The 23306-nt window shown below is 41.0% G+C and carries 20 protein-coding genes and 1 tRNA gene; 9 read left to right on the top strand and 12 right to left on the bottom strand.

Going from position 1 to position 23306, the window contains the following annotated elements:
* The first annotated feature begins 576 nt into the window (after positions 1 to 576).
* Positions 577 to 1827, top strand: coding sequence for a hypothetical protein (locus ACZW67_RS01385; RefSeq protein ID WP_465181869.1), 1251 nt, complete (start codon positions 577 to 579; stop codon positions 1825 to 1827).
* A gap of 7 nt (positions 1828 to 1834) precedes the next feature.
* On the opposite strand, the gene ACZW67_RS01380 is transcribed toward ACZW67_RS01385, so the two are convergent.
* Positions 1835 to 3199 carry a tyrosine-type recombinase/integrase gene (locus tag ACZW67_RS01380; RefSeq protein ID WP_465181868.1) on the bottom strand — a complete coding sequence of 455 codons (1365 nt, stop codon included), beginning with the start codon at positions 3197 to 3199 and terminating at the stop codon, positions 1835 to 1837.
* A gap of 283 nt (positions 3200 to 3482) precedes the next feature.
* Positions 3483 to 3573 (bottom strand) — tRNA-Ser (locus tag ACZW67_RS01375).
* A gap of 204 nt (positions 3574 to 3777) precedes the next feature.
* Here ACZW67_RS01375 and ACZW67_RS01370 point away from each other — a divergent pair.
* The 3 genes from ACZW67_RS01370 (at position 3778) to ACZW67_RS01360 (ending at position 5589) form a co-directional block, all read left to right on the top strand.
* Positions 3778 to 4596, top strand: coding sequence for a DNA/RNA non-specific endonuclease (locus ACZW67_RS01370; protein ID WP_465181867.1), 819 nt, complete (start codon positions 3778 to 3780; stop codon positions 4594 to 4596).
* An 87-nt stretch (positions 4597 to 4683) separates the two neighbouring features.
* Complete coding sequence (locus ACZW67_RS01365) at positions 4684 to 4947, top strand: hypothetical protein (RefSeq protein ID WP_465181866.1); 264 nt, start codon at positions 4684 to 4686, stop codon at positions 4945 to 4947.
* Positions 4948 to 5205: 258 nt separating this feature from the next.
* Positions 5206 to 5589: a DUF2147 domain-containing protein gene (locus tag ACZW67_RS01360; protein WP_465181865.1), complete on the top strand. Its 384-nt coding sequence runs from the start codon at positions 5206 to 5208 to the stop codon at positions 5587 to 5589.
* A gap of 485 nt (positions 5590 to 6074) precedes the next feature.
* Here the strand turns inward: ACZW67_RS01360 and ACZW67_RS01355 are convergent, their stop codons facing one another.
* The 4 genes from ACZW67_RS01355 to ACZW67_RS01340 form a co-directional block, all read right to left on the bottom strand.
* Entirely contained in the window at positions 6075 to 7337 is a 1263-nt protein-coding gene (locus ACZW67_RS01355; protein WP_110923645.1) for an ammonium transporter, read from the bottom strand.
* Between the two features lie 78 nt (positions 7338 to 7415).
* A complete protein-coding gene (locus tag ACZW67_RS01350; protein WP_010197981.1) occupies positions 7416 to 7754 on the bottom strand; it encodes a P-II family nitrogen regulator in 339 nt (112 codons plus the stop codon).
* Positions 7755 to 8234: 480 nt separating this feature from the next.
* Positions 8235 to 9089 carry a universal stress protein gene (locus tag ACZW67_RS01345; RefSeq protein WP_465181864.1) on the bottom strand — a complete coding sequence of 285 codons (855 nt, stop codon included), beginning with the start codon at positions 9087 to 9089 and terminating at the stop codon, positions 8235 to 8237.
* Positions 9090 to 9264: 175 nt separating this feature from the next.
* Positions 9265 to 10764, bottom strand: a complete 1500-nt coding sequence (locus ACZW67_RS01340) for a SulP family inorganic anion transporter (RefSeq protein WP_465181863.1) — start codon at positions 10762 to 10764, stop codon at positions 9265 to 9267.
* Between the two features lie 661 nt (positions 10765 to 11425).
* Here ACZW67_RS01340 and murD point away from each other — a divergent pair.
* Together murD and ftsW are read left to right on the top strand one after the other, a co-directional pair.
* Positions 11426 to 12841, top strand: coding sequence for a UDP-N-acetylmuramoyl-L-alanine--D-glutamate ligase (gene murD / locus ACZW67_RS01335; protein ID WP_465181862.1), 1416 nt, complete (start codon positions 11426 to 11428; stop codon positions 12839 to 12841).
* Positions 12842 to 13082: 241 nt separating this feature from the next.
* On the top strand, positions 13083 to 14279 hold the full coding sequence (gene ftsW / locus ACZW67_RS01330) for a putative lipid II flippase FtsW (protein WP_197101973.1): 1197 nt from the start codon (positions 13083 to 13085) through the stop codon (positions 14277 to 14279).
* A gap of 110 nt (positions 14280 to 14389) precedes the next feature.
* Here ftsW and gluQRS read toward each other — a convergent pair whose 3' ends face one another.
* The 6 genes from gluQRS to ACZW67_RS01300 all read right to left on the bottom strand — a co-directional run bounded on the left by gluQRS (position 14390) and on the right by ACZW67_RS01300 (position 20033).
* Entirely contained in the window at positions 14390 to 15313 is a 924-nt protein-coding gene (gluQRS, locus tag ACZW67_RS01325) for a tRNA glutamyl-Q(34) synthetase GluQRS (RefSeq protein WP_465181861.1), read from the bottom strand.
* Between the two features lie 287 nt (positions 15314 to 15600).
* Positions 15601 to 16038 (bottom strand): RNA polymerase-binding protein DksA, encoded by a 438-nt coding sequence (dksA, locus tag ACZW67_RS01320; RefSeq protein ID WP_110923638.1) that lies wholly within the window; start codon positions 16036 to 16038, stop codon positions 15601 to 15603.
* A gap of 482 nt (positions 16039 to 16520) precedes the next feature.
* Positions 16521 to 17369: a metallophosphoesterase gene (locus ACZW67_RS01315; RefSeq protein WP_465181860.1), complete on the bottom strand. Its 849-nt coding sequence runs from the start codon at positions 17367 to 17369 to the stop codon at positions 16521 to 16523.
* Between the two features lie 276 nt (positions 17370 to 17645).
* Complete coding sequence (locus ACZW67_RS01310; protein WP_465181859.1) at positions 17646 to 18464, bottom strand: metal ABC transporter permease; 819 nt, start codon at positions 18462 to 18464, stop codon at positions 17646 to 17648.
* A 99-nt stretch (positions 18465 to 18563) separates the two neighbouring features.
* Complete coding sequence (locus ACZW67_RS01305; RefSeq protein WP_201550369.1) at positions 18564 to 19307, bottom strand: metal ABC transporter ATP-binding protein; 744 nt, start codon at positions 19305 to 19307, stop codon at positions 18564 to 18566.
* 162 nt (positions 19308 to 19469) lie between these two features.
* Entirely contained in the window at positions 19470 to 20033 is a 564-nt protein-coding gene (locus ACZW67_RS01300) for a transcriptional repressor (protein WP_465181858.1), read from the bottom strand.
* A gap of 168 nt (positions 20034 to 20201) precedes the next feature.
* Between ACZW67_RS01300 and ACZW67_RS01295 the strand changes: the two genes are divergently transcribed.
* The 3 genes from ACZW67_RS01295 to atpB all read left to right on the top strand — a co-directional run bounded on the left by ACZW67_RS01295 (position 20202) and on the right by atpB (position 23302).
* Positions 20202 to 21086: a metal ABC transporter solute-binding protein, Zn/Mn family gene (locus ACZW67_RS01295; protein WP_465181857.1), complete on the top strand. Its 885-nt coding sequence runs from the start codon at positions 20202 to 20204 to the stop codon at positions 21084 to 21086.
* Between the two features lie 265 nt (positions 21087 to 21351).
* Positions 21352 to 21750, top strand: a complete 399-nt coding sequence (locus ACZW67_RS01290; protein ID WP_465181856.1) for an ATP synthase subunit I — start codon at positions 21352 to 21354, stop codon at positions 21748 to 21750.
* Between the two features lie 685 nt (positions 21751 to 22435).
* Positions 22436 to 23302 carry a F0F1 ATP synthase subunit A gene (gene atpB, locus ACZW67_RS01285; protein ID WP_110923631.1) on the top strand — a complete coding sequence of 289 codons (867 nt, stop codon included), beginning with the start codon at positions 22436 to 22438 and terminating at the stop codon, positions 23300 to 23302.
* The last annotated feature ends 4 nt before the right edge of the window (positions 23303 to 23306 follow it).

Below are 23306 nucleotides of genomic sequence, written 5' to 3'. Positions count from 1 at the left end.
TACATAACCCATTAAGGATCAGCTGCCGGAAAGCAGCTGTATTTCAGCTAACGTTGAAGAATCGCACGCTAAGTAATTTCAAATTACTGTGTGCTACAGGTAGTTGCTTGGGATGGAGTTAGCTAAGCGGCAATACTAATTAATCTGAACAATCTTCCGCTATAACATCTTAAAAGCAGGTGGATATCACAAATTTTTAAAGCTATCTACTCTGATTTAGAACTAGGCTTGATAAGCATGTTTTCGCTATTAAACTAGCACTTTCGATTAAAGCTGCTAGTTATTATATCTATCAAATTCTAACTTAGTAGTTGCTTAGCTTCATCTACGCTAATTTGGTATAGACTGGCAACATTCATCGCTGTAGTTAACCATCCCATCGTTTAATACGGAATAAAAGTATAGACCCTCATCGTAAGCTAGTATATATTAAAGATACATGACTTATAGTGCTTAAATATAAGGTCTACATGGATTTATTGCTAGAAATAAACTAGAAAAAATACAGTATAAAACCTAATGTAAACTAGGCTTTATACTGTGTGTTTCTATAATCTTTTACGAGGAAATGACACGGTGGACGGACAATTAACCAGGCTGCCTGACAATCAGAACTATCGATTTGATCAAGCATCAATGCTGTACAGTCAATCGAAATTCTTGAAAGTAATGACAGATGAACACATCAAAGACGTCAAATTTGGTAGGAGGCGTATTGAAGATTTTTATAAGGCTTTGCAAAAACTGAGCACAGCGGATGCAAGGTCCCTACTATATATAGATAATCATTTATCAGGCAAAAGTTGGGAAAATATATCTTACGATGATGATGATTATAAAAACTTACTGATTAGTCAGCTTGAAAGCTATCCTGGTCCTATGGATAGATATAACTTTTTGGTAAATCATAAAGCCAAAAGTGTCTTACCAGATAGCTATCTTGATTGGTTTAAAAACGATCTGCGATGCTCACTTTTTTTAATGAGCTTGATTCAGAGTGCAGTTAGTGACTATGCTTACAAAGGTAAAAAAGAGTTGATTACTGGAATATCGAATTTACTACGCTATCATATATCAATTCTAAACTGCACTTCATACAACCTCGATTACAAAGATGAAATACTTAGAGATGGTGACTGGAAGACTGTATTTTTGCTGTCAATTAAATCAACATACCTAAAAGGTCGTGCCGAGAACAAAGAGCTAAAATGGCTTAATGTTTCTAACCATGAACAGATCGAGTGGGCGTGTGATTATCTTGAGAAGAATAAATATACTATTCTCAAAGGTGTTTTTTTTCCTGAGACCATTGAGGAAAAATATGAGCTTATATTAGCCAGTTTAGATAGGCTTTCTAATATTGAAAGTGATGATATTGGAACTGAAAAGAATAAGGGTTATTCTCCACGAAGCTATGTTTTATTTAGTATTAAGAAGGCATGGGATGGGCAAAAGCAATATGATTCTAAGAGTAAAACGAGCGATGGCATTATAAAAATATATAAGAAAAATCAGGCTAAGTTAGACGAGCTCACAAAGAAAAATAAGATGACAGCAAATAAACTGATAAATAAATACATTGAAGACGCTCATAAGAAAATGTTGTCCCCAAACGACCAAAGTGAGAAGCAAGTTTTTGAGCACTATGAAGAATATAAAGCCGACGAAAAGCATATGAATATATCGTCAACAGAGGAGGTGCTACCTGACTCAAATTCAACTAAGCCACCAATAGAAATTACATCTCCTATAGATAAGAAAAAAAATCACCATAATGTAAGTGTTAAGCCTCGTAGAAACAAAGTCTTTGAGAAGCCACCTTGCTGATTAAAGTTTAATTTTTATTAGATAATGATAATTGTATCTCTTCAGTGCTTAAACCTTTATCTATTAATGCTTGTATCAGAGCATCGCTGTCCATATCTGACAGTGATGTTTTTTTATGCTCATTTAGCGACTTTTCAATTTGCTGCCGTGCTGTCTGAAAGTCAACGACCTCGCCTGTTTCTCTAAGCAGGTCTAAAAAGTCTGCCCAGACTTGCATGATTTTACGGCGTTCTTCTAAGTGTTGCGCGTGGTTATAAACCGCTCTGATACTGCTTTTTTTATCGTGCGCCATTTGCTTTTCGATAGCATCGCCCATGTAGCCAAGCTCATTTAGATTGGTTGAGGCAATGTGACGAAAGCCGTGCCCTGTTTGTTTGCCAGCATAACCTAAGATATCAAGCGCGTTATTAATAAACTCTTCACTATACGGCTGATGCATGCCTGTATGATAAAACACGTATTCATACTGTCCTGTAATGGCTTTCATCTCTTCTAATACTGCCAGCATTTGATCTGATAGCGGTACGACGTGTTTACGCGCAATCTTAAGATTATCAATATCAACACGCCATAAGCGATTCGCAAAATCAATGTGTGCCCACTTCATCATACGCAGCTCAATGGTACGGCAAAATGAATAAGCTAAAAATTTCATACCTAGTCTGGTTTGTTCGTGACCATGATATCCTTCGATAGCTTGTAGGAGAGCAGGCAGCTCGTTGATATCGACATGCTTCATGTGCTGACTTTTGGCTTTAGGGTAGAGTTCCTTTAAGTCATCGATTGGGTTTTGCTCAATGATACGTTCACGTTTGGCACGCTTTAAAACATTAGCAACCAAATCAATGGTACGTCTGGTGACCTCACGTGGTGGTTCACCGTCTTTGTTCACACGCTTTTCGATCTCATCCGCCATCGATCGGCAATCTTCAAAGCTTACATCTTTTAAAGCGATGCCTTCAAAATGTGATAACACGTCTTTATGCATACGGTTATAGTCTTGCTGATAAGTACGTGGCTTGACGTTACGTTGTCGTTCAGCGAGCCAGTCTAGCGCATAGTCATTGAATTTCTGCGCATGAATATTGGCAAGCTTATCTTGCCGCTTCTTATTTTTTGGATCAATACCGTTAGCCAATAGTGCTTTGATCTCAAGGTTAGCTTGTCTGGCCTCAGATAGCGACATAAAGGGATAAGTACCAAGAGTCATGCTTTTTTTCTTACCACAAAAGCGATAAGTTCTTATCCATGATTTTGTACCCGTGCTACGCACAAAAAGCTGTAATCCATACTTGTCAGTGTATTTGTCAGGCCGCGAAGGTAGGCACTTCTCACTTGGTTTAAGCTTACGAATTTTGGTATCACTCAACATGTTGGTCTATTCCTTGTACCTACGAGCTATACATTTAAAGCGTTAAGGCAATTATGTTGTTCTAAGTCGTATAAATCTAGATCGAATGTTGGTCTAATTACGATGTATATGAATGATAGACCAACAAATAGACCAACACAAGCGAAGTGATAGGTGGGTAGTATTGGGTAGAGTTGGGAAAACAGCAGGCATAAAAAAAACGCTAGACGCGTTATTTATAAAGGGTTTTATTAGTATATGTGTGGAATTGGGGCAAGGTGGGAAAACTAGGAATTTATAAGATTGGCGGTGAAGGAGGGATTCGAACCCTCGATACGCTATTAACGCATACACACTTTCCAGGCGTGCGGTTTCAGCCACTCACCCACTTCACCGTTTTTTGACTGGCTCAGTATAGCGGATACCATTTAAAATGTCACCACTTACACCTTATCTTTCTTTATTTGCAGACGCCTGCTAGGATAGCGTATCCGTAATAACAAGCATAGATGGTTGAAAGTTGAATGATAAGTTTTGGTAGGCTCAAATATACTCTCAAAAATAGCATAATAATGACCGTTGCGACGGTTGCCATAAGTATGACTTCAGCAAATGCTGATGATTTTACTCAGTGTAGTGAGTCTTTTTATGGTGGTGTTTACCCCGAATTTACCAATGACAAACTCAGTAATAAGACGCAAGCGCTATGTATGGACGGTTTTGCCGTCATGTATTCAGGCGTATCGCGCACACCGTTATGGTCGGCAGAGCATCTAGATCGCAAGCGTTTACAGCAAGCCAAAGAGATTGATCGTGAAGACAGTTTTCATGAAGAAAGCAAATTGCCAGAATCCGCACGCGCCTCATTATCTGACTACTCAAAGTCTGGTTATGATCGCGGACATTTAGCACCCAATGCTGATATGGCCAATCGCAGCCAACAATATGACAGCTTCAGTTTGGCCAATATTGCCCCACAGTCACCTCGTAATAATCGTTATATTTGGCGCAATATTGAATCAGCGACTCGATATCTGACGCAGCAGTATGGCGAAGTCTATACGATTACAGGGGTTTCGTTTACGAATAAAAAAACCAAGCAGCTCGCTGATCGTGTGCTTGTACCCAGTCATTTCTTCAAAGCTGTTTATATCCCAGCGACCAATCAAGCAGGGGTTTACTACGCACCAAACGATGAGTCGGAGCGTATAGAAGTTATTAGTATTGATGAGTTGGCTACCGAAATCGGTATCGATGTCTTACCCATGCTGGACTCTCAGACCAAAAAACAAGCATTCGATTTGCCACTGAAAGCGGGTGAAAGCGCTGATTTACCTGACGCACCAACAGAAGAGCCTACTTGGATGCTATTTGTTTGGGCGATTATTGAGTGGCTGTTGGGTCAGCTGCAAGCATAGAGGTTTATATGTAAAAGTAGGCACATGACTAAAAGCGAATGATACTAAGGAATAACGTAAGATGCTATTAATAGGATGGATGACCAAATGATTGAACCCTTTGCTAATAATCATCAAAGTATGCAGATAGGTGAGCTTGTAATTGAAAATCAAGAAGACAAAATTATCATTTATGGTGATCTTGATCTGACTTTAGACGCGTCTGGATATGAGCAAGCCCAGCAGCTACATGCACTGACCGCTAAAATCATAAAAGCTTTCGAAGTTAACGACACTTATAGCAAGAATGACAGTAAGTCAAAAGAAAATGATGACCAATTAGGCAAAGATATAGATAATCCTTTTCTATAACTCTTTGATATAGTTTTGTTTTTACAGAAATAATAAAGTGTAAAAAACTACTAGGCAAAGTCCAAAAATTGCTTATAATGAATTAAGACATTGCTTATATCACTCAAAGCTTTGAAGAAACTGATAAGCAATGGTAGTCATCGGCTTTCAATTAGCGTGAGATCGTAAAGCTTGTAATAAAGTATTCTAGCAACGGAAAAGCATGGAATATCAGAAACATAATGTTTCGAGTAATCATTGTATGAAGGGAGTCAATTTATGAAATTATTTACAAAAACCGTTTTAGCAGTTGCTGGTATCAGCATGGCAACGATGGCATTTGCCGCTGATCCATTACACAATACTACTTGGCAGACCTATGATGAAGGCCAACCAAAAGGTGTCGTAAAAATTACCGAGTCTAATGGTGTATTAACAGGTAAGTTAATCAGTGCTAATACATCTGCCGGTAAACAGTATGTTGGTAATACCGTTATCAGAAATCTAAAGGCTGATGGCGGTGGTAAATATAGTGGTGGTACGATTACCGATCCTGCTAAAGGCAAAGACTATCGTATGACGGCTAGTCTAAGTGGCAGTACCTTGAACCTAAAAGGCTATATTGGTCCATTCTCACGCAGTCAAACATGGAAAAAGAAATAACCTAATATAGTTGTTCTTTTACCAATATTAATTTTGATCAAAAAAATCCCGCATTACTGAAAGGCATCGCGGGATTTTTGATGCCTATAGTTTAGTATGGTTTCAAAGTATTTATCTTACAAACTCTGGATAATCTTTCATACCACATTCTGCTATATCTGCACCTTCGTACCTATCTTCTTCAGAGAGACATAGGCTAATAACTGCTTTGATAATTGCTCAAACGATACTAGGGCATGTCCTCAATTCAATCGATGGTAATCTAAATGGGTTAAAAATGGCTAAATCTTGCCAAACAGCGTCAAATAGTTAACTAATATCTCGATATTACCTGCACTATTTTCCTTGTTTGACTGCAACTTATCTCATTTTTACCATCATTTTTGAAATGAGGACACACCCTAATTTTGATCAAAAAAATCCCGCTTTACCAAAAGGTATCGCGGGATTTTTAGTGCTTATAGTTTAGTATAGTTTCAAAGTGTTTATCTCACGAACTCTGGATAAGCTTCCATACCACATTCTGCTATATCTGCACCTTCATACTCATCTTCTTCAGAGAGACGTAGGCCAATAACTGCCTTGATAATTGCCCAAGCGATTAAGCTAGCAACGAATACCCAAACAAAGATGGTAGCTGCACCAGCGATCTGACCGACGAACGATGCCGCTGGATTGGTAATTGGTACAATAAGTAGACCGAATAGACCGACTACGCCATGAACTGAGATAGCACCGACAGGATCATCTATTTTTATTTTATCCAATGCTAAGATAGATAGCACAACGATAACGCCAGCGATTAAACCAAATAGTGTGGCTTGTAATGCAGATGGAGTAGAGGGTTCTGCCGTGATAGCGACTAGCCCTGCAAGTGCACCATTTAAGAGCATTGTTAAGTCAGCTTTGCCAAAGATGATGCGTGCTATTATTAAAGCACCAATTGCACCGCCTGCTGCTGCTGCATTGGTATTCAAAAAGACCATGGCAACTGAGTTAGCACTGGCAATATCGCCAAGCTTTAGTACTGAACCGCCGTTAAAGCCGAACCAACCCATCCATAATATGAGTGTACCCAGTGCTGCTAGTGGTAGATTGGCACCTGGAATGGCACGTATCTCGCCATTAGGGCCATACTTACCTTTACGTGCACCTAACAGTAGTACACCTGCCAATGCAGCCGCAGCACCCGCCATATGAACGATACCAGAGCCTGCAAAATCAGAGAAGCCCATATCACCTAAGTTGAACATGCCAAATACATCATTGCCACCCCACGTCCAGCTGCCTTCTAATGGATAAATGACACCAGTCATCACCACGGCAAACAGTAAGAATGACCAAAGCTTCATGCGCTCAGCCACAGCCCCTGAGACGATAGACATACAGGTTGCAACAAATACTACTTGGAAGAAAAAGTCAGACGCGGCAGAGTAGACAGAGTCACCGTCAAAGCCGTTTTCAGCTGATGCTGTCAAAGCCTCTTCTACTAGTGTGTCACCACCTGCGATACCACTCAAAAACAAATCACCGCCATACATAATGGCGTAACCGCAAATCATGTACATAGTACAAGCGGTCGCAAAAAGTGCGATGTTTTTGGTTAAAATCTCAACGGTGTTTTTTGAACGAACTAGGCCAGCTTCCAACATAGTGAAGCCCGCTGCCATCCACATGACTAGCGCCCCACATATCAAAAAATAAAACGTATCAAGTGCGTACTGGAGCTCGAAGATTTGATTTTGCATATTAATTCCCCCTTGAATTGATGCAATACAGCTTATCGGTGTGATCTATAATTTTTGTTTATAGGTTGGTCATATGCTTTAGATAGCGTCAGGACCTGTCTCGCCTGTACGGATACGAATGACTTGTTCAAGAGCGGTGACGAAGATTTTGCCGTCTCCAATCTTGCCAGTGCTCGCAATGCGAGTGATTGCTTCGATAGCAGGTTCAACCATTTCATCGATAACAGCCACTTCGACTTTTACTTTAGGTAAAAAGTCCACCACGTATTCTGCGCCACGATAAAGTTCTGTATGACCTTTTTGGCGACCGAAACCTTTAACTTCAGTAACGGTGACACCTTTAACACCGATGTCAGAAAGCGCTTCACGTACATCATCGAGCTTAAACGGTTTTAAGATCGCAGTGATTAGCTTCATAAAATATTCCTTATTTGTGTGATGCTGCAGATTGATAGAGGCATTGTGGTACATCTTATCTCTGCCTTGCTTATCATAAGTTATTCAAGAACTGTGCCAATTTACTCAAGGGGGATAGGTAAGATCGGAACTTTGTGCTCAAAAAACTCACGTTCAGGGCAAAGAGTAATGACTATGCTAACACGGTAAGCACTGTCACCATGGGCATAAATAACCTGTATAAACCTTTAGCGTTAAATCAACGAAAACTTTATTATAACCAACTTTTTAGGTGCTTGGGGAGGCTATCCATGTATTTCATGTGATGATTTGCTAAATTGATTTAATGTGTGGAAATGTATTGAGAACTAGATGGGGAAAAGTATTAGAGAGTGTATTGATATATAGCAGAGCTGGGCGGCAGAGCTTGGTATTAGTACTCATGCTCTGCATCTAACAAGATAATAGTAGCCATGTAGTGGGCTACAGGCTAGTTTGAGCCTACGCTTTAGGGAATAGTAGATAAGGTGTTTTAGTACTGCCTAGGAGCTTTTTGGTATCACTACCTTGTAATAATGTGCGGATACGAGATTGACCAAAGGCACCTGTCATCAGCAGACCGATGTCATTTTCATTTTGATAATAATGTAGAGCAGCAGTGACATCACGGCAGTCTAGCAATGCTTTTTTAGATTTAATCCCCGCTTGTTTGAGACGCGCATAAGCTTCACGTAAGGCATCACAGTTTTCTGAGTTTTCTTTGCCGATCATAACGATGTGCACAGTTAATGCACGCACAAGCGATGTTTTACAGAGCCAATTGAGCAATTTATGCGATGTTGGACTGTTATCGAACGCAAATAGCGCAGTAGTAGGGGGCAAAAATGGTGCATGAGTCACCAAAATGGGGCAGTGGCTGACTCTAACCAGCTGACTTAATGTTGCTTTGCAGGTAACATTATGGCCTATGACAATAAGTTGCGCCTTATCATCGACATAATCGATACTCTCATTGAGGTTTTCATGCCGATGCAATGTATACGTTTTTAGCTTCTTGCGTTGTTGCTCACAATAGGTTGTGGCTTGATGGAGCAACAGCTTACCTTGAGACTTTAGCTCACAGTTACTCAGATGCTCTTTAGTAGTGAATTGCTCGAGCAGCATGTTTTCATCATCGATGTTCAGACAGCCAGAATAATTCACCGCTGCTTTTTGTTGTAAGCTCGGTACAGAGTGCAACAGTCCGATAGGTGCTTGTAGGCGAGTCGAGGCCCACATGCTCGCCTCTAACACCGCTTGTACATGATCAGGGCAGTCCAAGCAGGCGATTACGCTATCTAGTTTTAAATTACTCATAAGACCACCACATCATTCTAATAATAAAAATACAGCTGCTTGGTTCAAGAATTGGACGGTAATGCTGATACCCAATTCTCTCAACCACTGCAGCTGTGTATTAAACTATCTATTCTATTATCTATTTATACGCCATCAAGCAACGCCAGCATTTACTATGCAGACGTGGCTGTGCTTAATCCAATAGGCCAATATCTCGGCGATCATGGACAGAGAAGCGATCAATTAGGGTTCGACTTGCATTGTTGAGTCCAACCACTTTGACATCAATACCCTCACGTTGCAAGCGCATGACCAGCTTGTCCAAGGTATCGACGGCACTGATATCCCAAAAGTGCGCTTGGCTGACATCGATTTGAATGCTGTCTAGTGCTTCTTTGGTATCAAAGCTGGCTAAAAATTGTGTGGTGGACGCAAAGAATACTTGTCCTTGCACATAATAATAGCGGGTGTTGCTGCTATCATCATACTCACTAAAGATGGTTAGGAATTGACCAATCTTATTGGCAAATGCTAGAGCGGACAATAGAACGCCAACACCCACACCATACGCTAAGTTGTGAGTGAATACGGTGGTTAACACAGTCGCTAACATAACGATATTAAATGACATTGGATGCGTTTTAAACTCGCGAATAGACTGCCAATTAAACGTACCAATAGACACCATAATCATCACAGCGACCAACGCTGCCATTGGAATTTGGCTGACCCATTCACTTAAGAATACAACCATGATGAGTAGGACAACACCTGCCATCAAGGTAGACAGGCGCGTGCGTCCGCCAGATTTGACGTTAATCATTGACTGACCAATCATCGCACAGCCTGCCATGCCACCAAAGAAACCTGACACAACGTTGGCAATACCTTGACCACGGCACTCTTTATTTTTATCACTTGGCGTATCAGTCAATTCATCAACGATAGTCGCGGTCATCATAGATTCTAATAAACCGACAACGGCCAACGCGATAGAGTAAGGCGCAATAATCAGTAGGGTTTGTAGATTCAATGGAATGTCAGGCAATAAAAACATTGGCAATGAATCTGGCAAATCACCCATGCTGCCGACGTTACGAATATCGAGATTCATATACATCGCGACAGCTGTCAATCCAACGATACAAATAAGTGGCGAGGGAATCACACGCCCAATCTTAGGGATAAGCGGAAATAGGTAAATAATCCCCAAGCCGGCTGCTGTCATGATATAAACCGTCATGCCAACACGTTCAGTCATGGGATTAAGCTCAGGAATCTGAGCCGCAAATATCAATATAGCCAGTGCATTGACGAAGCCAATAACCACTGAGCGAGAGACAAAGCGCATCAAATTGCCAAGCTTTAGTAAGCCCATCACAACCTGAATACCACCACATAATAAGGTAGCGGCCAGTAAATATTGCAAACCATGATCGGCGACTAAGTCGACCATCACCAGTGCCATGGCGCCTGTCGCCGCCGAAATCATACCTGGACGGCCACCGACGAAACTAATCACGACAGCGATACAAAATGAGGCATATAAGCCGACTTTTGGGTCAACACCCGCGATAATAGAAAAAGCAATAGCTTCAGGAATCAGTGCCAATGCGACGACCAAACCTGATAAGACGTCACCGCGAACGTTGGAAAACCACTCGTCACGTAAGTTATCAATAAAAGATGTCATAAGTAAACTGCGTAGGGTTAGAGGCAAAAAAAGTAATCATTACTCATTAATAAAATGATCGCGTCGCTACAAAAGTAGCTATCCATCTTTCTTTTACCACGACACGCATTGCATCATGTGGTGGCATTGAATTATTAAAGGTCGATAATAAGTATGTCTACTGATTTATGATTGGTATCACTAATACGCTCACCAATCACTAATACGATGATAAATTCAGTGAGATTACCTAAAAAATATTGTTTAAAATAGGTTGCGTAAAATAGCACCTAAGATAATGAATAGAGTCAGTAATGACTTTGTGCGGTAGAGGGTGGTAAATAATCTGTCAAACAAACCTTGTCGCTTGATAGAGCATGACCGCAACACCAATCTCTGTTAAAGATAAGTGACAATCACACGCGAATAGCGCGTTAACTATGGCAACATGCTAAACTAAAATGCTTGGGGGAATACCCAACCATTCATAGCTTAGGGCGACTATTATAGCACTAGCCACTTAATATAAAAACAGGCGCATAATAGCATAAAGTCATAAAAAACCAGTACCGAAATCTGAACGATACCGTTATGATGCTTCTCATCTTGAAGGCATTATTTGGACTCTTTATAGATTAGGTCTGCTTGATGCCATTTTGCTCGTAAAATAGAAGGAATATATATGACCACCAACACTGCAACAGATGCCTTACTTCATAAAGGCAGTGGTCTACAAGTCGTGGTCGGCTTGGGGCAATCTGGTCTATCCGTTGCGCGCTATCTGGCCAAGCAAGGCTATCAAGTAGCAGTCACTGATGCACAAGAGGCGCCTAAATTAGCGGATCAATTACCAGCTGAAGTTGATATCCGTCAGTTCGGTGCAATCGATGCCGAACTCTTACAACAAGCAGCACGTATCATTATCAGCCCTGGTATCTCTTTGGCTACCGAAGCCATTGCTGCTGCATGCCAAGCTCACATTCCAGTGGTCAGTGATATTCAGCTATTCTGTGAAGCTTGTACGGTGCCGATCGTGGCTATTACAGGCTCTAATGCTAAAAGTACCGTGACCACGTTGGTCGGTCAAATGGCTGCAGATGCTGGTATCAATGTGGGTGTTGGTGGCAATATTGGTGTGCCAGCGCTCACGCTACTTGATAATCCTGAAATGGCATTGGCTGTACTGGAATTATCCAGTTTTCAGCTAGAGACCGTCACCAATTTGGGTGCGCAGGTAGCGACAGTTCTCAATATGTCGCCTGACCATTTAGACCGTCATGGCGATATGTTGGGTTATCATCAAGCGAAGCACCGTATTTTTCAGGGTGCTAAGTCCATCGTTATTAATCGTGAAGACGCACTGACGCGCCCGTTAGTCGCTGATAATTTAACCAGAGTGAGCACAGGTATTCATGCCCCTGACAAAGGCCAATATGGTCTTATCATTGATCCTGAAGGTCAGATTTATCTTGCTCGTGGTACAGAATTGCTACTGTCGGCAGACAAACTGTTGATTAAAGGTCGTCATAATTTACTCAATGCTCAGGCAGCCTTAGCCTTAGGTGAGCTTGTGGGTTTACCACTTGATGGTATGCTAGATACGTTACAGCACTTCACTGGACTTGAGCATCGCTGTGAATATATTGCCCATGCTGCCGATATTGATTATTTTAATGATTCAAAAGGTACTAATATTGGCTCAACCATGGCCGCAATCGAAGGGCTAGGTGCGGTCTATGCGCCAAAAGACGGCAAGCTATTATTGATTTTGGGTGGACAAGGTAAAGGCCAAGCATTTGGCGAGCTGACGCCGTTCATTAATCAATATGTCAGCCAAGTGCTATTTGTCGGTGAAGATGCTCAGCTGATTGAGCAACATCTGCGTGCAGCGAAGATTAGTGCTGATGTGGCATTACATCAGTGCCAAACGCTAGAGAAAGCTTTTGCTACGATCCAACAGGTGACGTCAAGTAGCCTATCGCAAGTACAAGCGGTGCTACTGTCTCCTGCTTGTGCCAGCTTTGATCAGTATAGTGGCTACGCTGCTCGTGGTGAGCACTTTAGTCAGTTGGTTAGTCAGCTAGAGTGCGTGCAATGAAATTAGTTTTGATAACTGACTGGCTTGAGAATAAACAACAATATCGAATAGTAAGATGTTATTTAGTTGATGTTTATTCTCAGAAAGCATTTTCTGTATAAATGATTGTTTTGCTTATAGATTGCTGCTACTGTCAATCATAACCAGACAAGTGATCTGTTTGGTATTATCTTCTTCATGTTTTTTAAACGGTGGCGTTTCATAGACGCCGTGTTTTTCGTTCGTTAGTGTATATAAAATTATGGCGCTCCCTTCTTTTTTTCGTTCCTCGTCCCAATCAAAACAAGCCGCTGGCTCTGATGGCATTCTTTCTATGCCGTCAGCACGTGCTGTTTTGATATCGAGCGTCGGCTGCATGCTGGTGCTCAGTTTACTAATGGTTGCTTCTGCTTCTATTCCTTTTGCGCTCAGTCGCGGTATGACAGAGCTGTACTTTTTTAACAACCAACTGCTGTATATGACGATTGGTCTGGTTATCGCGTCTATTCCTTATTATAGCGTGTCCTTACGAACACTATATAAGACCGAAACCCAATTTATGCTACTCGGTATTACGGGCGTGCTATTAGTAGCAACCTTGTTTAGTACGCCTATTAATGGCTCTAAGCGCTGGTTGAATTTGGGAGTTTTTAACTTTCAGGTAGCAGAGCTTGCCAAGCTGGTCATGATTGTCTTTGTGTCTGACTTTGTGGTGCGCCGGTCTTTCGAAGTTCGTAATGGTTTAGATGGCTTTTTGCGAATTATGCTAGTGGTTGCGCTCATTACCATGCTGCTATTATCGCAGCCAGATTTTGGTTCTTTTGTCGTGATTTTAGGAACCATTTTTGCGATATTTTATATCGCTGGTGCGCCTTATAAGCACTTCTTAGCATTGGCTGCGGCTGCTGTTGGTGGCGCAGTATTGATGGTCACGACAGCACAGTATCGATTGGTACGTGTGATGTCGTTCATGGATCCGTTCGATGACGTGCAGGACACCGATTACCAGTTAGCACGCAGTTTGATTGCTTTTGGTCGTGGGCAGTTTACGGGTGTTGGCTATGGTGAGAGCGTACAAAAATTATCGCATTTGCCAGAGGCACACACGGATTTTTTACTAGCAATTACGGGCGAAGAGTTAGGTTTTGTTGGGGTCACTATGGTGTTGGTGCTCGAAGCACTGATTATCGGTAGTGCGATGCGTATCAGTTATAACGCGTTAAAACGTCGACAGATGCGTATGAGCTATACGGCATTCGGTATTGGCGTGGTGTTTATCGCACAGACGATTATTAATGCAGCGATGAATATGGGCGCGATTCCGACCAAAGGTTTGACCATGCCATTCTTTAGTTATGGTGGCTCATCCATGTTGATTAGCCTAGTGATGGTTGCGTTATTGTTGAAAATTTATAAAGAAAGCCCTGAGATCGAAAAAAGCCAGTGTCGTTATTATTAGCAGTTTATTATTATGCATGATGCTGAATAATATGGTACTTAATTACTAGTGTCTGGTTTCCTTTAAAAAAGCGTCGCTAATGAGTGGCGCTTTTTGTTATCTATTTTTTATCAGTTAGATAAATTTAACTGTTGCTTGCTCTGTAGTGGGGTATTGTCCCATTGCGCAATGGCTTGCTTGAGCATGTTTTCAGGGGTATCTCTGTCTACGACGGGTTGTTGTAATAATTTTAGTGCATGAACGATTAATTGACTTGGATTGCGTGTATCAATAGGTTGTGCAAGGTTTTGTTTGGAGAGTTTTTGTCCATCAGGATTGCATATCAACGGCAAATGATACCAGTGGTCGATAGCGGGTAAGTGAGCAGCATTCATGATGCTGATTTGTGCTGTGGTCATGGGTAATATATCCAAGCCACGCATGATGTGGGTAACTTGTTGTAGACCATCATCGAGACTCGCAGCCAAAATATAATTGATCATGCCATCTTGGCGACGAGCCACCATGTCGCCTAATGTCTGCTGAGGGTTATCCCATTGCATTCCTTGAATACCATCATTGAAGCCAATCCTATAGTTTGGTAGCTGAATGCGTAGTTTATGCTGCTGTCTATCAAGGTCAGCGGCGACACAGCAGCGTGGATAACGCTTTCTATTTGGCTGGTTTTCATTATGAATTTGGCTCTGTTCTTCTTTTGCCCAATATTGCTCTAAGCCTTTACGTGAGCATTGGCAGCCATAAGTGAGTGGATGCAGGGCAGAGTTTAAGTAATCATTATAGATATCAATACGCTCAGATTGATAAATGACATCGCCGTCCCAGTGTAGGCCAAGCGCTTCTAGATCAATCAAAATTTGCTCAGTGAACTGTTGATCGCAGCGCTCAGTATCGGTATCTTCAATGCGCAGTAGCCATTGACCACCCAGTGATTTTATATGGCAGAAGCTGGCAAGTGCTGTCGTTAAAGAGCCAAGGTGCAGCTCACCAGTGGGTGAAGGTGCGAAACGGCCGATAGGCTGAGAAGGAGTAGGCATAGGAATCTTGATCGTTTTTAAAATAAGTGGTTATCGATGATAGCGTTATTCAAATAGAATAATAAAGTTAGGTCAAAAAAGATATTTATTAAATGAGATGATTTGTTAGAGGTGTTACTTCTAAAAATAAAATTGATTTTTTAACACTTATCGTTAGGGGCTATATTTATAGATTGATTAAAGGTTATTCAACATAGAAACGATAGCCTAAAACGCAACGAGCGACCAATAATATGGTCGCTCGTACTTAAATATGGTCTTCTTATGCTTGATTGAAGCTATCTTATCTAAGCGCCTTGGTTCTGACGTTCTTTGATTTCAGATAGCGTTTTACAGTCGATACACTGAGTCGCTGTTGGGCGTGCTTCAAGACGACGCAGACCGATCTCTACACCGCAAGTTTCACAAAAACCATAGTCATCATTTTCGATTTCTGACATAGATTTATCAATTTTGCGAATGAGTTTGCGTTCACGGTCACGCGTACGCAAAGCCAGCGCAAACTCTTCTTCTTGGGTCGCGCGATCATTGATATCTGGCATGGCACTTGACTCATCCTGGATATAAGTCTTGGTACGATCTGCTTCGCCAATCAGTTGGTTTTTCCAGTCCAATAAAATCGCTTTAAAATGCTCTAACTGAGCATCAGACATATATTCTTCGTCTTTGGCTGGCACATAAGGAGTAAACTTCACTTCACTCGGATTCGTGGTCACGGTGCTCATATGGGTATCCTACTTTTTCAAATTAATTCAATAAAACGACGTATCAACAGATAAGACGTTATTAATTTTACGAACGCTATAATGCTTTCCATTTATAAAACGTTTTACCACTTGGTAACACAAGTAACACAGCTGCTCTAATAGTATGGCTATCTTGCTATGCTGACATAGCGATGGTCAAATATATGGTTACGCTTATCTTTATTTAAATAGTCTTGTTTAAAAAATACTGCAAACCACTGACGGTTAAAACCTCAATTATGGTCGACTTAGTCATCCTAGCCATTATGATTGTACCTAATAGTAGATATTAGGCAGTCTTCATTTTATAAGTTGTATCATTGTTTCTCATAATAATGAAGTGATTTTTTATACTGGTTGTTGTTTTACTTTGATATCTACTTCATATTAGGGTAGTGAATATCAGCTAAATGCTTAATACATAAGGGTTAAAACTATTTTTATACCAGTAATTATGGCCATCAAGTATCCAGTCTTTCAACCCAGCTTGCAACCGTCCCATTGTTGGCTAATTGCAACCAACGGTAACCAGGTCGAGCGTCTTCATCGTAAGCAAAGTCATCTTCGTTGGGCATGAACTGATAGCAGGTTGAGGGTGTGGTATAGACAGAAACGCCTTGACGATAGCGAACTTGGTCTTGGTGAATATGTCCACTAATGATTACTTTTAGATGCTCAAAAGCTAGCATATGCTGCCAAAAATCTTCGCTATTTCCTACTATATGAGCATCAATCCAGGCAGAGCCTACCGGTATAATATGATGGTGTAGGGCGATTAGCGTAGGCTTGTTACAAGCACTGAGTCTTTCACATAACCAGCTCATGTCGGCAGACGTTATTTTGCCTGCCACCTCACCACTAATGGAGGAGTCTAGCAGCAGTAACTGCCAATGGTCAGTTTCAATAATATGTTGACTCAATAAACGAGGGTCAGCAGGTTGAGCAACCAATGTGCGCTGCAAAAACGGCAAATGACAGCCAATTTCGTCAGTCACGTCATGATTACCAGCAATACAAGCAAAAGGAATGTTGGTCGCTTGTAGTACCTTAAAGATATGGTCATAAATCGTAGGTATGATTTTATTAACCAAGTCACCTGTCACGAGAATGAGATCACAGCGAATATCTTCATTCAGTGCTTGTTGAAGCACTTTCTCAAAACTATGCTGATAAATGGCGGCTTCATCACTGTCAATATTATCGTTATCTGTAATAAAAGCGCTAGGTGTCAATAAGTGTAAATCGGTAACTTGTAAGATATTAACTTGCTCATCTGGCGTACTGATTCTACTGATACTATTGCTTGGCATTGGGTCAGTCCCTTATTAAAGCAGAGCCATTGACGCTGTCAACATGACCATAAGTAAACGAGTCACTATTATCTGTTTTCACTACTTTTTTCCATCATATAGGATATTTAATCGCAGTTACCATACTATATTTTCAATAGCTATTATAAGCAGCTTTCTATTATCAATGATACCGATAGTGTCGAGGCAAGTTTATAACATAAAGTAAAACAAAGCTCTAGCAATATTAATCAAATAAAGTTGAATAAAATATAATCTACGACAGATTGTTAGCAATTAGCGGCGAGCTGACCAGAATTTTGTCGCGATTAATTTTGAAAAAATAAGTGCCACAAAAAACAAAATGGCCAATATCAATACAATAGATAGTCCAGTCTGAATATCTAGCCAAATGCTGCCCCAAACGCCTAAAGTAACACCTAACTGAGCGATAACTAAAGATATAATGACCATTTGTTTTGGTGATGTCACCCATAAGCGTGCGGTTAGTGCTGGCAATACCAACAACCCACTAATTAGTAAGCTACCGACTGCTTGTAGCGCAACAGCACAGAACCCTGCCAATATCCCCATAAAAAACAATCGTTGGCGTGTCGGGTTGATACCTTGAATACGTGCCAATGCTTCATGAGTCGCAAGCTTAATTTGCGCTGGCCATATATAGCGTAGTAAGCCCAAACCTACCAGCACGCTACCCGCAAGTAGAGGCAAATCAGCCCAATCTAGCTCTAATAAATTACCAAATAAAAAGCCTAATACATTGGCTTGCTGATCTGTCAGCTGGGTTAAGGTCAATAGTCCTAAACATAATAATGAGACAGCCACCACTGCCAATACGGCATCCGCTGGTAGGCGTTCATCATCAATTAATACCAGTCCTAACACTACCGCAATGCTGACTAACAAAACACCAATGCCCATTGGTAGTTGCCACCAAGCAGCTAAGGCCACACCAAGTAAAGTGCCATGTGCCAGAGCATCAGCAAAAAAGGCCATACGGCGCCACAATACCAAACACCCTAATGGTGCTGATAGTAGTGCTAAAATACTGCCAGCAATCCAAGCAGGAGCAATAATGGCTAACCAAGTGGTCATAATGAATATCCGTAAAATTTTTATAAAGGCATGAGACAGTATCAGTAAATATCAAAAATATTTGACTAGATATAGCCATCATATATTTGGTTTTGATGATTATGGTTCGAGCTCGTTTGGTGCGTGATGCTGGCAAGCATGTGGCTGATGCACATAAGGTTGCTCATAATAATGACCAAATAGCTTTTTAAATTCGGTGCTAATGGCCAGCTCGCTTGGTTGCCCCTCGCAGCAGATATGTTTGTTGAGGCAAATAACACGTCGACTACCTCTCATTACCCAATGCAAATCATGCGATATCACTAGCATGGCACAATGTAAGAAATCTGGTAGCTTGTCGATGAACTGATAGAGCCAAACCTCAGTATCAGGGTCAAGCCCTTGCATGGGTTCATCCAAAATCAATAAATTGGGTTTATCCAATAAGGCTCGGGCTAATAAGACGCGCTGTGTTTCGCCACCTGACAAATGCAGCATCTGCCGTGATAGCAAATGCGTCAATGCTAAATTATCAAATATGAACTGGCGCTGCTCGTCGGTTAAACGCTTTTTATTTGCTTGACCCAATAGGTCGCTGACTCGCAAGGGCAATATAGGCGGTACGGTAAATCGCTGCGGTACATAGCCAAGTTGTAGTGGCTGATGCGCTGTGATATTGCCCTTAGTCGGATCAATCAAACCTAAAATAAGTTTAACCAACGTTGATTTGCCAGCACCGTTAGGTCCCACCAGACTTACCGTCTCATTGACCGCAATGTCAATATCGATGTTTGAAAGGATACGTTGCTGTCCAACATGGTAGCTGATATTGCTTAAGCTCAGCAGCTGGTTGGTATCTTTCATAGGACGGTTATCAGCAGTAGGGGAGAGCGGCTGATTAGATATTGAAGTAGATGGGCTCATAATATGACAACGAATGGATAAGTAAAAGATAGGAATAATAAAAATATTGCTATTAAAAACCAATAAAAAAGTACTAAAAATAGTGAAAACAAGACTGATAGGTTATCGGCAAGCTTGGCATCGACCACTAAGTTCAATAACACTGTTCTCCACAACAAACCCAACATCTTGCTCAGCAAAGCTCATCATCTCTCGTACTGGCAAGCTGCTGCATTCTTGTACCCTCTGGCACTGACCACAGATTAAAAAAGCCGCCGTATGTTGCGCTCTTGGGTGACAGCAAGGAACATAAGCATTGATAGACGTTAATTGATGAATCAAACCTTCGCTCAATAAAAACTCCAAGCTGCGATAGACCGTTGGTGGGGCGACGTTTTTGTTGGTTTGTTTTTTTGATGAGGACTTTTTTGAGTCAGCCTCTTTATTATCATCACTGCTCTGAGAATCTGACAGGCGCATATTCTGTAATAGAGTGATTAGGTCATAGGCACCGATGGGCTTATTGGCTTCTAATACCAACTGATATATTTGCTGACGTAAAGATGTAAAGCGCGATCCATTTAAACGGCATCGCTCTTTTGCTTCGGTTAAGCGCTCGACAACATCATGCGGCGTAAAGTCTTGCGCATCATGTAGATGTTCACAATCTGATGAGTGGATAGACATGGTGCAGACTCCTAAAAATAAATGGCTGTTTTATTATATTTTTTATTGTTATAGTATAACATAATAAAATGAAAAGAAGATAAGCTGTCTTATGTTATCTACTGTATCGTCACTCTTCATTAAACATGATATTTCGACATTATCAACCATATACCAAAGACACCTACTATGAACTCAGCTTTCAATCAGTTACTACGTCCAATCATCAAGATAAAACGTCTGCTAGTTTCTGGAGCACTACTAGGATTTTTAACGCTAAATGCTCAAGCAGCAACCGTTAGTGTGAGCAACTATCCGATGTTTTTACTCAGTGAAGCGGTGACTGAAGGAACACCGGCCGCCAATAGAATTTTACAACCAGGTGATGTAGGGCATCATGGAAGTATCAGTCCAAGTGATATTAAAGCGATTAAAGACAGTAAGTTCATCGTTTGGTTTGGACCTTCATTAGAAAATAGCCTGACTGGCAGTTTAGAGACAGCCCCTAATGCCATTGCTATGTTTGACTTTAAGGCCTTCAACCGCTATCCACTTCGTGATGTAAAAGGCGCGCCGATTGCAGGCACGCTTGATCCGCATATCTGGCTAGATCCTGAAAATGCCAAAGCCATTACTCGTGCATTGGCCGTGATACACAGCCGTGCTAACCCAGAGTACGCAAGCACTTATCAAGCCAACGTTAAAAAATTCGCTGCTCGTATGGATACAGCAGTTGCCACTATACAACAAGCTTCACAGAAAAACCGTCCTTATTGGGCTTATCATGATGCCTATCAATATATTGAAAAAGCTGCGCATATAGAGCTAGCAGGTAGCTTAAGTCCAGACCACCATATTTCTCCAAAAGCCAGTCAATTGCGTTGGTTAAATGAGAACCGTCCTGTTAAGCAAATGTGCATGGTTAATCAAGGCGTCGTTTCTAAAGGATTGCTTGCTAAATTACAGCCAATCAGTACTTCTGTACAAATCGAAGACATGAGCGACAGTCAAGACTTTGTAAAAGGGTGGACGAATATGGCACAGCAAATTAACAATTGTGTGGATGGTAAGTAGGAATAAATCGAAGTATTCTTCAAATAAATGTTACCATGCCTCAAACTAAGTGCTTTGAAATGAAGTTTGGCCTAGTTTGAGGCGTGTTTTCACGCTAAATAGTTGACAAATTTCATATTATGCTTGCTTAAAACTCACATGCTCCTTATAATAAGTGGCGTTTAATTTTGGTTGAAAGGCATTACCTGTAGAGTGAGCGATTCACGGATAAAAGTGTCAAAAGGATACTAGATTATCCCAATATTGTAAGGCTATAGGAATACCGATGACCAAGCCTGCCAAACGCACGCAGAAAGATAAGATTGGTATCTATATCAAACGCCAAGCATGGATATTGTTTATCCTGATAATTGTTGTTTGGATTCTAGATGCTATTTGGTTAGATAGTGAGCTTACTGTAACGAAAAGCGCCGCAATTGGTGCGTTGCTAAGTTTTACTACTCAAGCCGTATTTGCTTCTTTTATCTTTTGGCATACTGGATATCGCGCACGCCAACATATTGTTAGCCAGCTATATCGAGGGCAGATGGCCAAATGGCTATTAGCCGTGTTAGGTTTCGCACTAATTTTTATTACCGTACAACCCCTATCTGCGCCTGCGCTGTTTATCGGTTTTATGGTAATGCAAATTAGTCACAGTTGGATGTTGTGGCATATACGCTAGGGTTAATCATATAACTATTTATATGGTTTTGTGATTAATAACGCTATGCAAGCCACCCTGCCGTCCAGCTTCTCTATGACTAGTTTTAAAAAGTCAAAACATAAAAACCTGTCTTATGACAGCGCTAGTGACTATAAAAACTGTAGTATAAGTGTTCTAAATGAATGTAGCATTTAAGAATGCGGTGATAGGGTAGGGCAAGTTTCGCTATCGTTATCATTTGTAATTAAATTATTACAATTAAATTACAGCCGTAAAGCTATATTGGTAAACGTTAAGCGTTGCTAACTTATTCATACAACGGATAAAAAAGTAACAATTGACTTTACACGAATACAACGCTGCATTAATATAGGCAGCTAAATATTTTGCTTACAAACCTTGTATAAGGCGCCAGTCGTGGAACACGACAGTAGGCGAGCACATATATAATAATTTTTCGTACACATGCAAGGGCTATTACTGATTCATCATAAGCCCTTTTTTGATAGCTAAATTTCATTTGTAGCTATTGAGTTGCGCACTAGTAATAGAACTATGGGTTGGATGTTATTGATTACATGAGCGCGTTAGCATGAATTATTTGCTTGCTTATAAGCACATCAAATAAAACACTAAACCTCATCAGATGACAACCATATTTTTGGTAGTTGATTAAATCGTTGATTAATAAGAAGCTTACATTATGGCATCCGAGCAAACATCATCAGAATATATCTCTCACCACTTAACGAATTGGACGTACGGCTATCTGCCGGGCGAAGGTTGGAAAGTTGCCTATACTGCTGAAGAAGCGGGGCTAATGGGCTTTAAAGCTATCCATCTTGACTCTATGCTATGGTCAATTGGTCTGGGCATTCTATTTTGTACCATCTTTTGGATGGTTGCCAAAAAAGTCACTTCAGGCGTGCCAGGCAAAATGCAGGCAGCAGTTGAATTGATCGTTGAGTTTGTTGATAACAACGTTCGTGATTCATACAGTGGTACATCAAAACTGATTGCACCATTGGCGTTGACCATCTTTGTTTGGATCTTTTTGATGAACTTGATGGATCTAATACCTGTCGACTTCGTTCCAGGTATTGCGGGACAAATTGGTGCTGCAATGGGCCATGATCCACATCATGTTTTCTTTAAGATTGTTCCAACGACTGATCCTAACATCACGCTTGGCATGTCGTTCTCTGTCTTTGCACTGATTATCTTTTATAGCATTAAAGAAAAAGGTTTGGGCGGCTTTATCGGTGAATTAACACTACATCCGTTTGGCGCCAAAAACCCAATCGTACAAGCGATTTTGATTCCCATCAACTTCATCCTAGAAGCAGTTACTCTAATAGCCAAACCTGTATCACTTGGTTTGCGTCTATTCGGCAACATGTATGCTGGGGAATTGATTTTCATACTGATTGCTCTAATGCCGTTTTGGATTCAATGGGCGTTATCGGTACCGTGGGCTATCTTCCACATCTTAGTTATTACACTTCAAGCGTTCGTATTTATGATGCTGACGATAGTTTATATGTCGCTCGCATCATCAACTGAACATTAATTAG

This window comes from Psychrobacter sp. TPE 89C (genome assembly GCF_055522395.1).
Note: the sequence above shows the minus strand (reverse complement) of the source record. Positions and strands in the feature narration are given on the sequence as shown.

What these genes read in the sequence shown, in the direction of transcription:
- ACZW67_RS01360 (WP_465181865.1), top strand. Translation starts at nt 5,206, where the DNA reads ATGAAATTATTTACAAAAACCGTTTTAGCAGTTGCTGGTATCAGCATG.
- murD (WP_465181862.1), top strand. Translation starts at nt 11,426, where the DNA reads ATGACCACCAACACTGCAACAGATGCCTTACTTCATAAAGGCAGTGGT.
- ACZW67_RS01340 (WP_465181863.1), bottom strand. Translation starts at nt 10,764, where the DNA reads ATGACATCTTTTATTGATAACTTACGTGACGAGTGGTTTTCCAACGTT.
- ACZW67_RS01300 (WP_465181858.1), bottom strand. Translation starts at nt 20,033, where the DNA reads ATGTCTATCCACTCATCAGATTGTGAACATCTACATGATGCGCAAGAC.
- ACZW67_RS01305 (WP_201550369.1), bottom strand. Translation starts at nt 19,307, where the DNA reads ATGAAAGATACCAACCAGCTGCTGAGCTTAAGCAATATCAGCTACCAT.
- gluQRS (WP_465181861.1), bottom strand. Translation starts at nt 15,313, where the DNA reads ATGCCTACTCCTTCTCAGCCTATCGGCCGTTTCGCACCTTCACCCACT.
- ACZW67_RS01295 (WP_465181857.1), top strand. Translation starts at nt 20,202, where the DNA reads ATGAACTCAGCTTTCAATCAGTTACTACGTCCAATCATCAAGATAAAA.
- ACZW67_RS01350 (WP_010197981.1), bottom strand. Translation starts at nt 7,754, where the DNA reads ATGAAGCTAATCACTGCGATCTTAAAACCGTTTAAGCTCGATGATGTA.
- ACZW67_RS01380 (WP_465181868.1), bottom strand. Translation starts at nt 3,199, where the DNA reads ATGTTGAGTGATACCAAAATTCGTAAGCTTAAACCAAGTGAGAAGTGC.
- ftsW (WP_197101973.1), top strand. Translation starts at nt 13,083, where the DNA reads ATGGCGCTCCCTTCTTTTTTTCGTTCCTCGTCCCAATCAAAACAAGCC.
- dksA (WP_110923638.1), bottom strand. Translation starts at nt 16,038, where the DNA reads ATGAGCACCGTGACCACGAATCCGAGTGAAGTGAAGTTTACTCCTTAT.
- atpB (WP_110923631.1), top strand. Translation starts at nt 22,436, where the DNA reads ATGGCATCCGAGCAAACATCATCAGAATATATCTCTCACCACTTAACG.
- ACZW67_RS01370 (WP_465181867.1), top strand. Translation starts at nt 3,778, where the DNA reads ATGACTTCAGCAAATGCTGATGATTTTACTCAGTGTAGTGAGTCTTTT.
- ACZW67_RS01315 (WP_465181860.1), bottom strand. Translation starts at nt 17,369, where the DNA reads ATGCCAAGCAATAGTATCAGTAGAATCAGTACGCCAGATGAGCAAGTT.
- ACZW67_RS01345 (WP_465181864.1), bottom strand. Translation starts at nt 9,089, where the DNA reads ATGAGTAATTTAAAACTAGATAGCGTAATCGCCTGCTTGGACTGCCCT.
- ACZW67_RS01355 (WP_110923645.1), bottom strand. Translation starts at nt 7,337, where the DNA reads ATGCAAAATCAAATCTTCGAGCTCCAGTACGCACTTGATACGTTTTAT.
- ACZW67_RS01290 (WP_465181856.1), top strand. Translation starts at nt 21,352, where the DNA reads ATGACCAAGCCTGCCAAACGCACGCAGAAAGATAAGATTGGTATCTAT.
- ACZW67_RS01365 (WP_465181866.1), top strand. Translation starts at nt 4,684, where the DNA reads ATGATTGAACCCTTTGCTAATAATCATCAAAGTATGCAGATAGGTGAG.
- ACZW67_RS01310 (WP_465181859.1), bottom strand. Translation starts at nt 18,464, where the DNA reads ATGACCACTTGGTTAGCCATTATTGCTCCTGCTTGGATTGCTGGCAGT.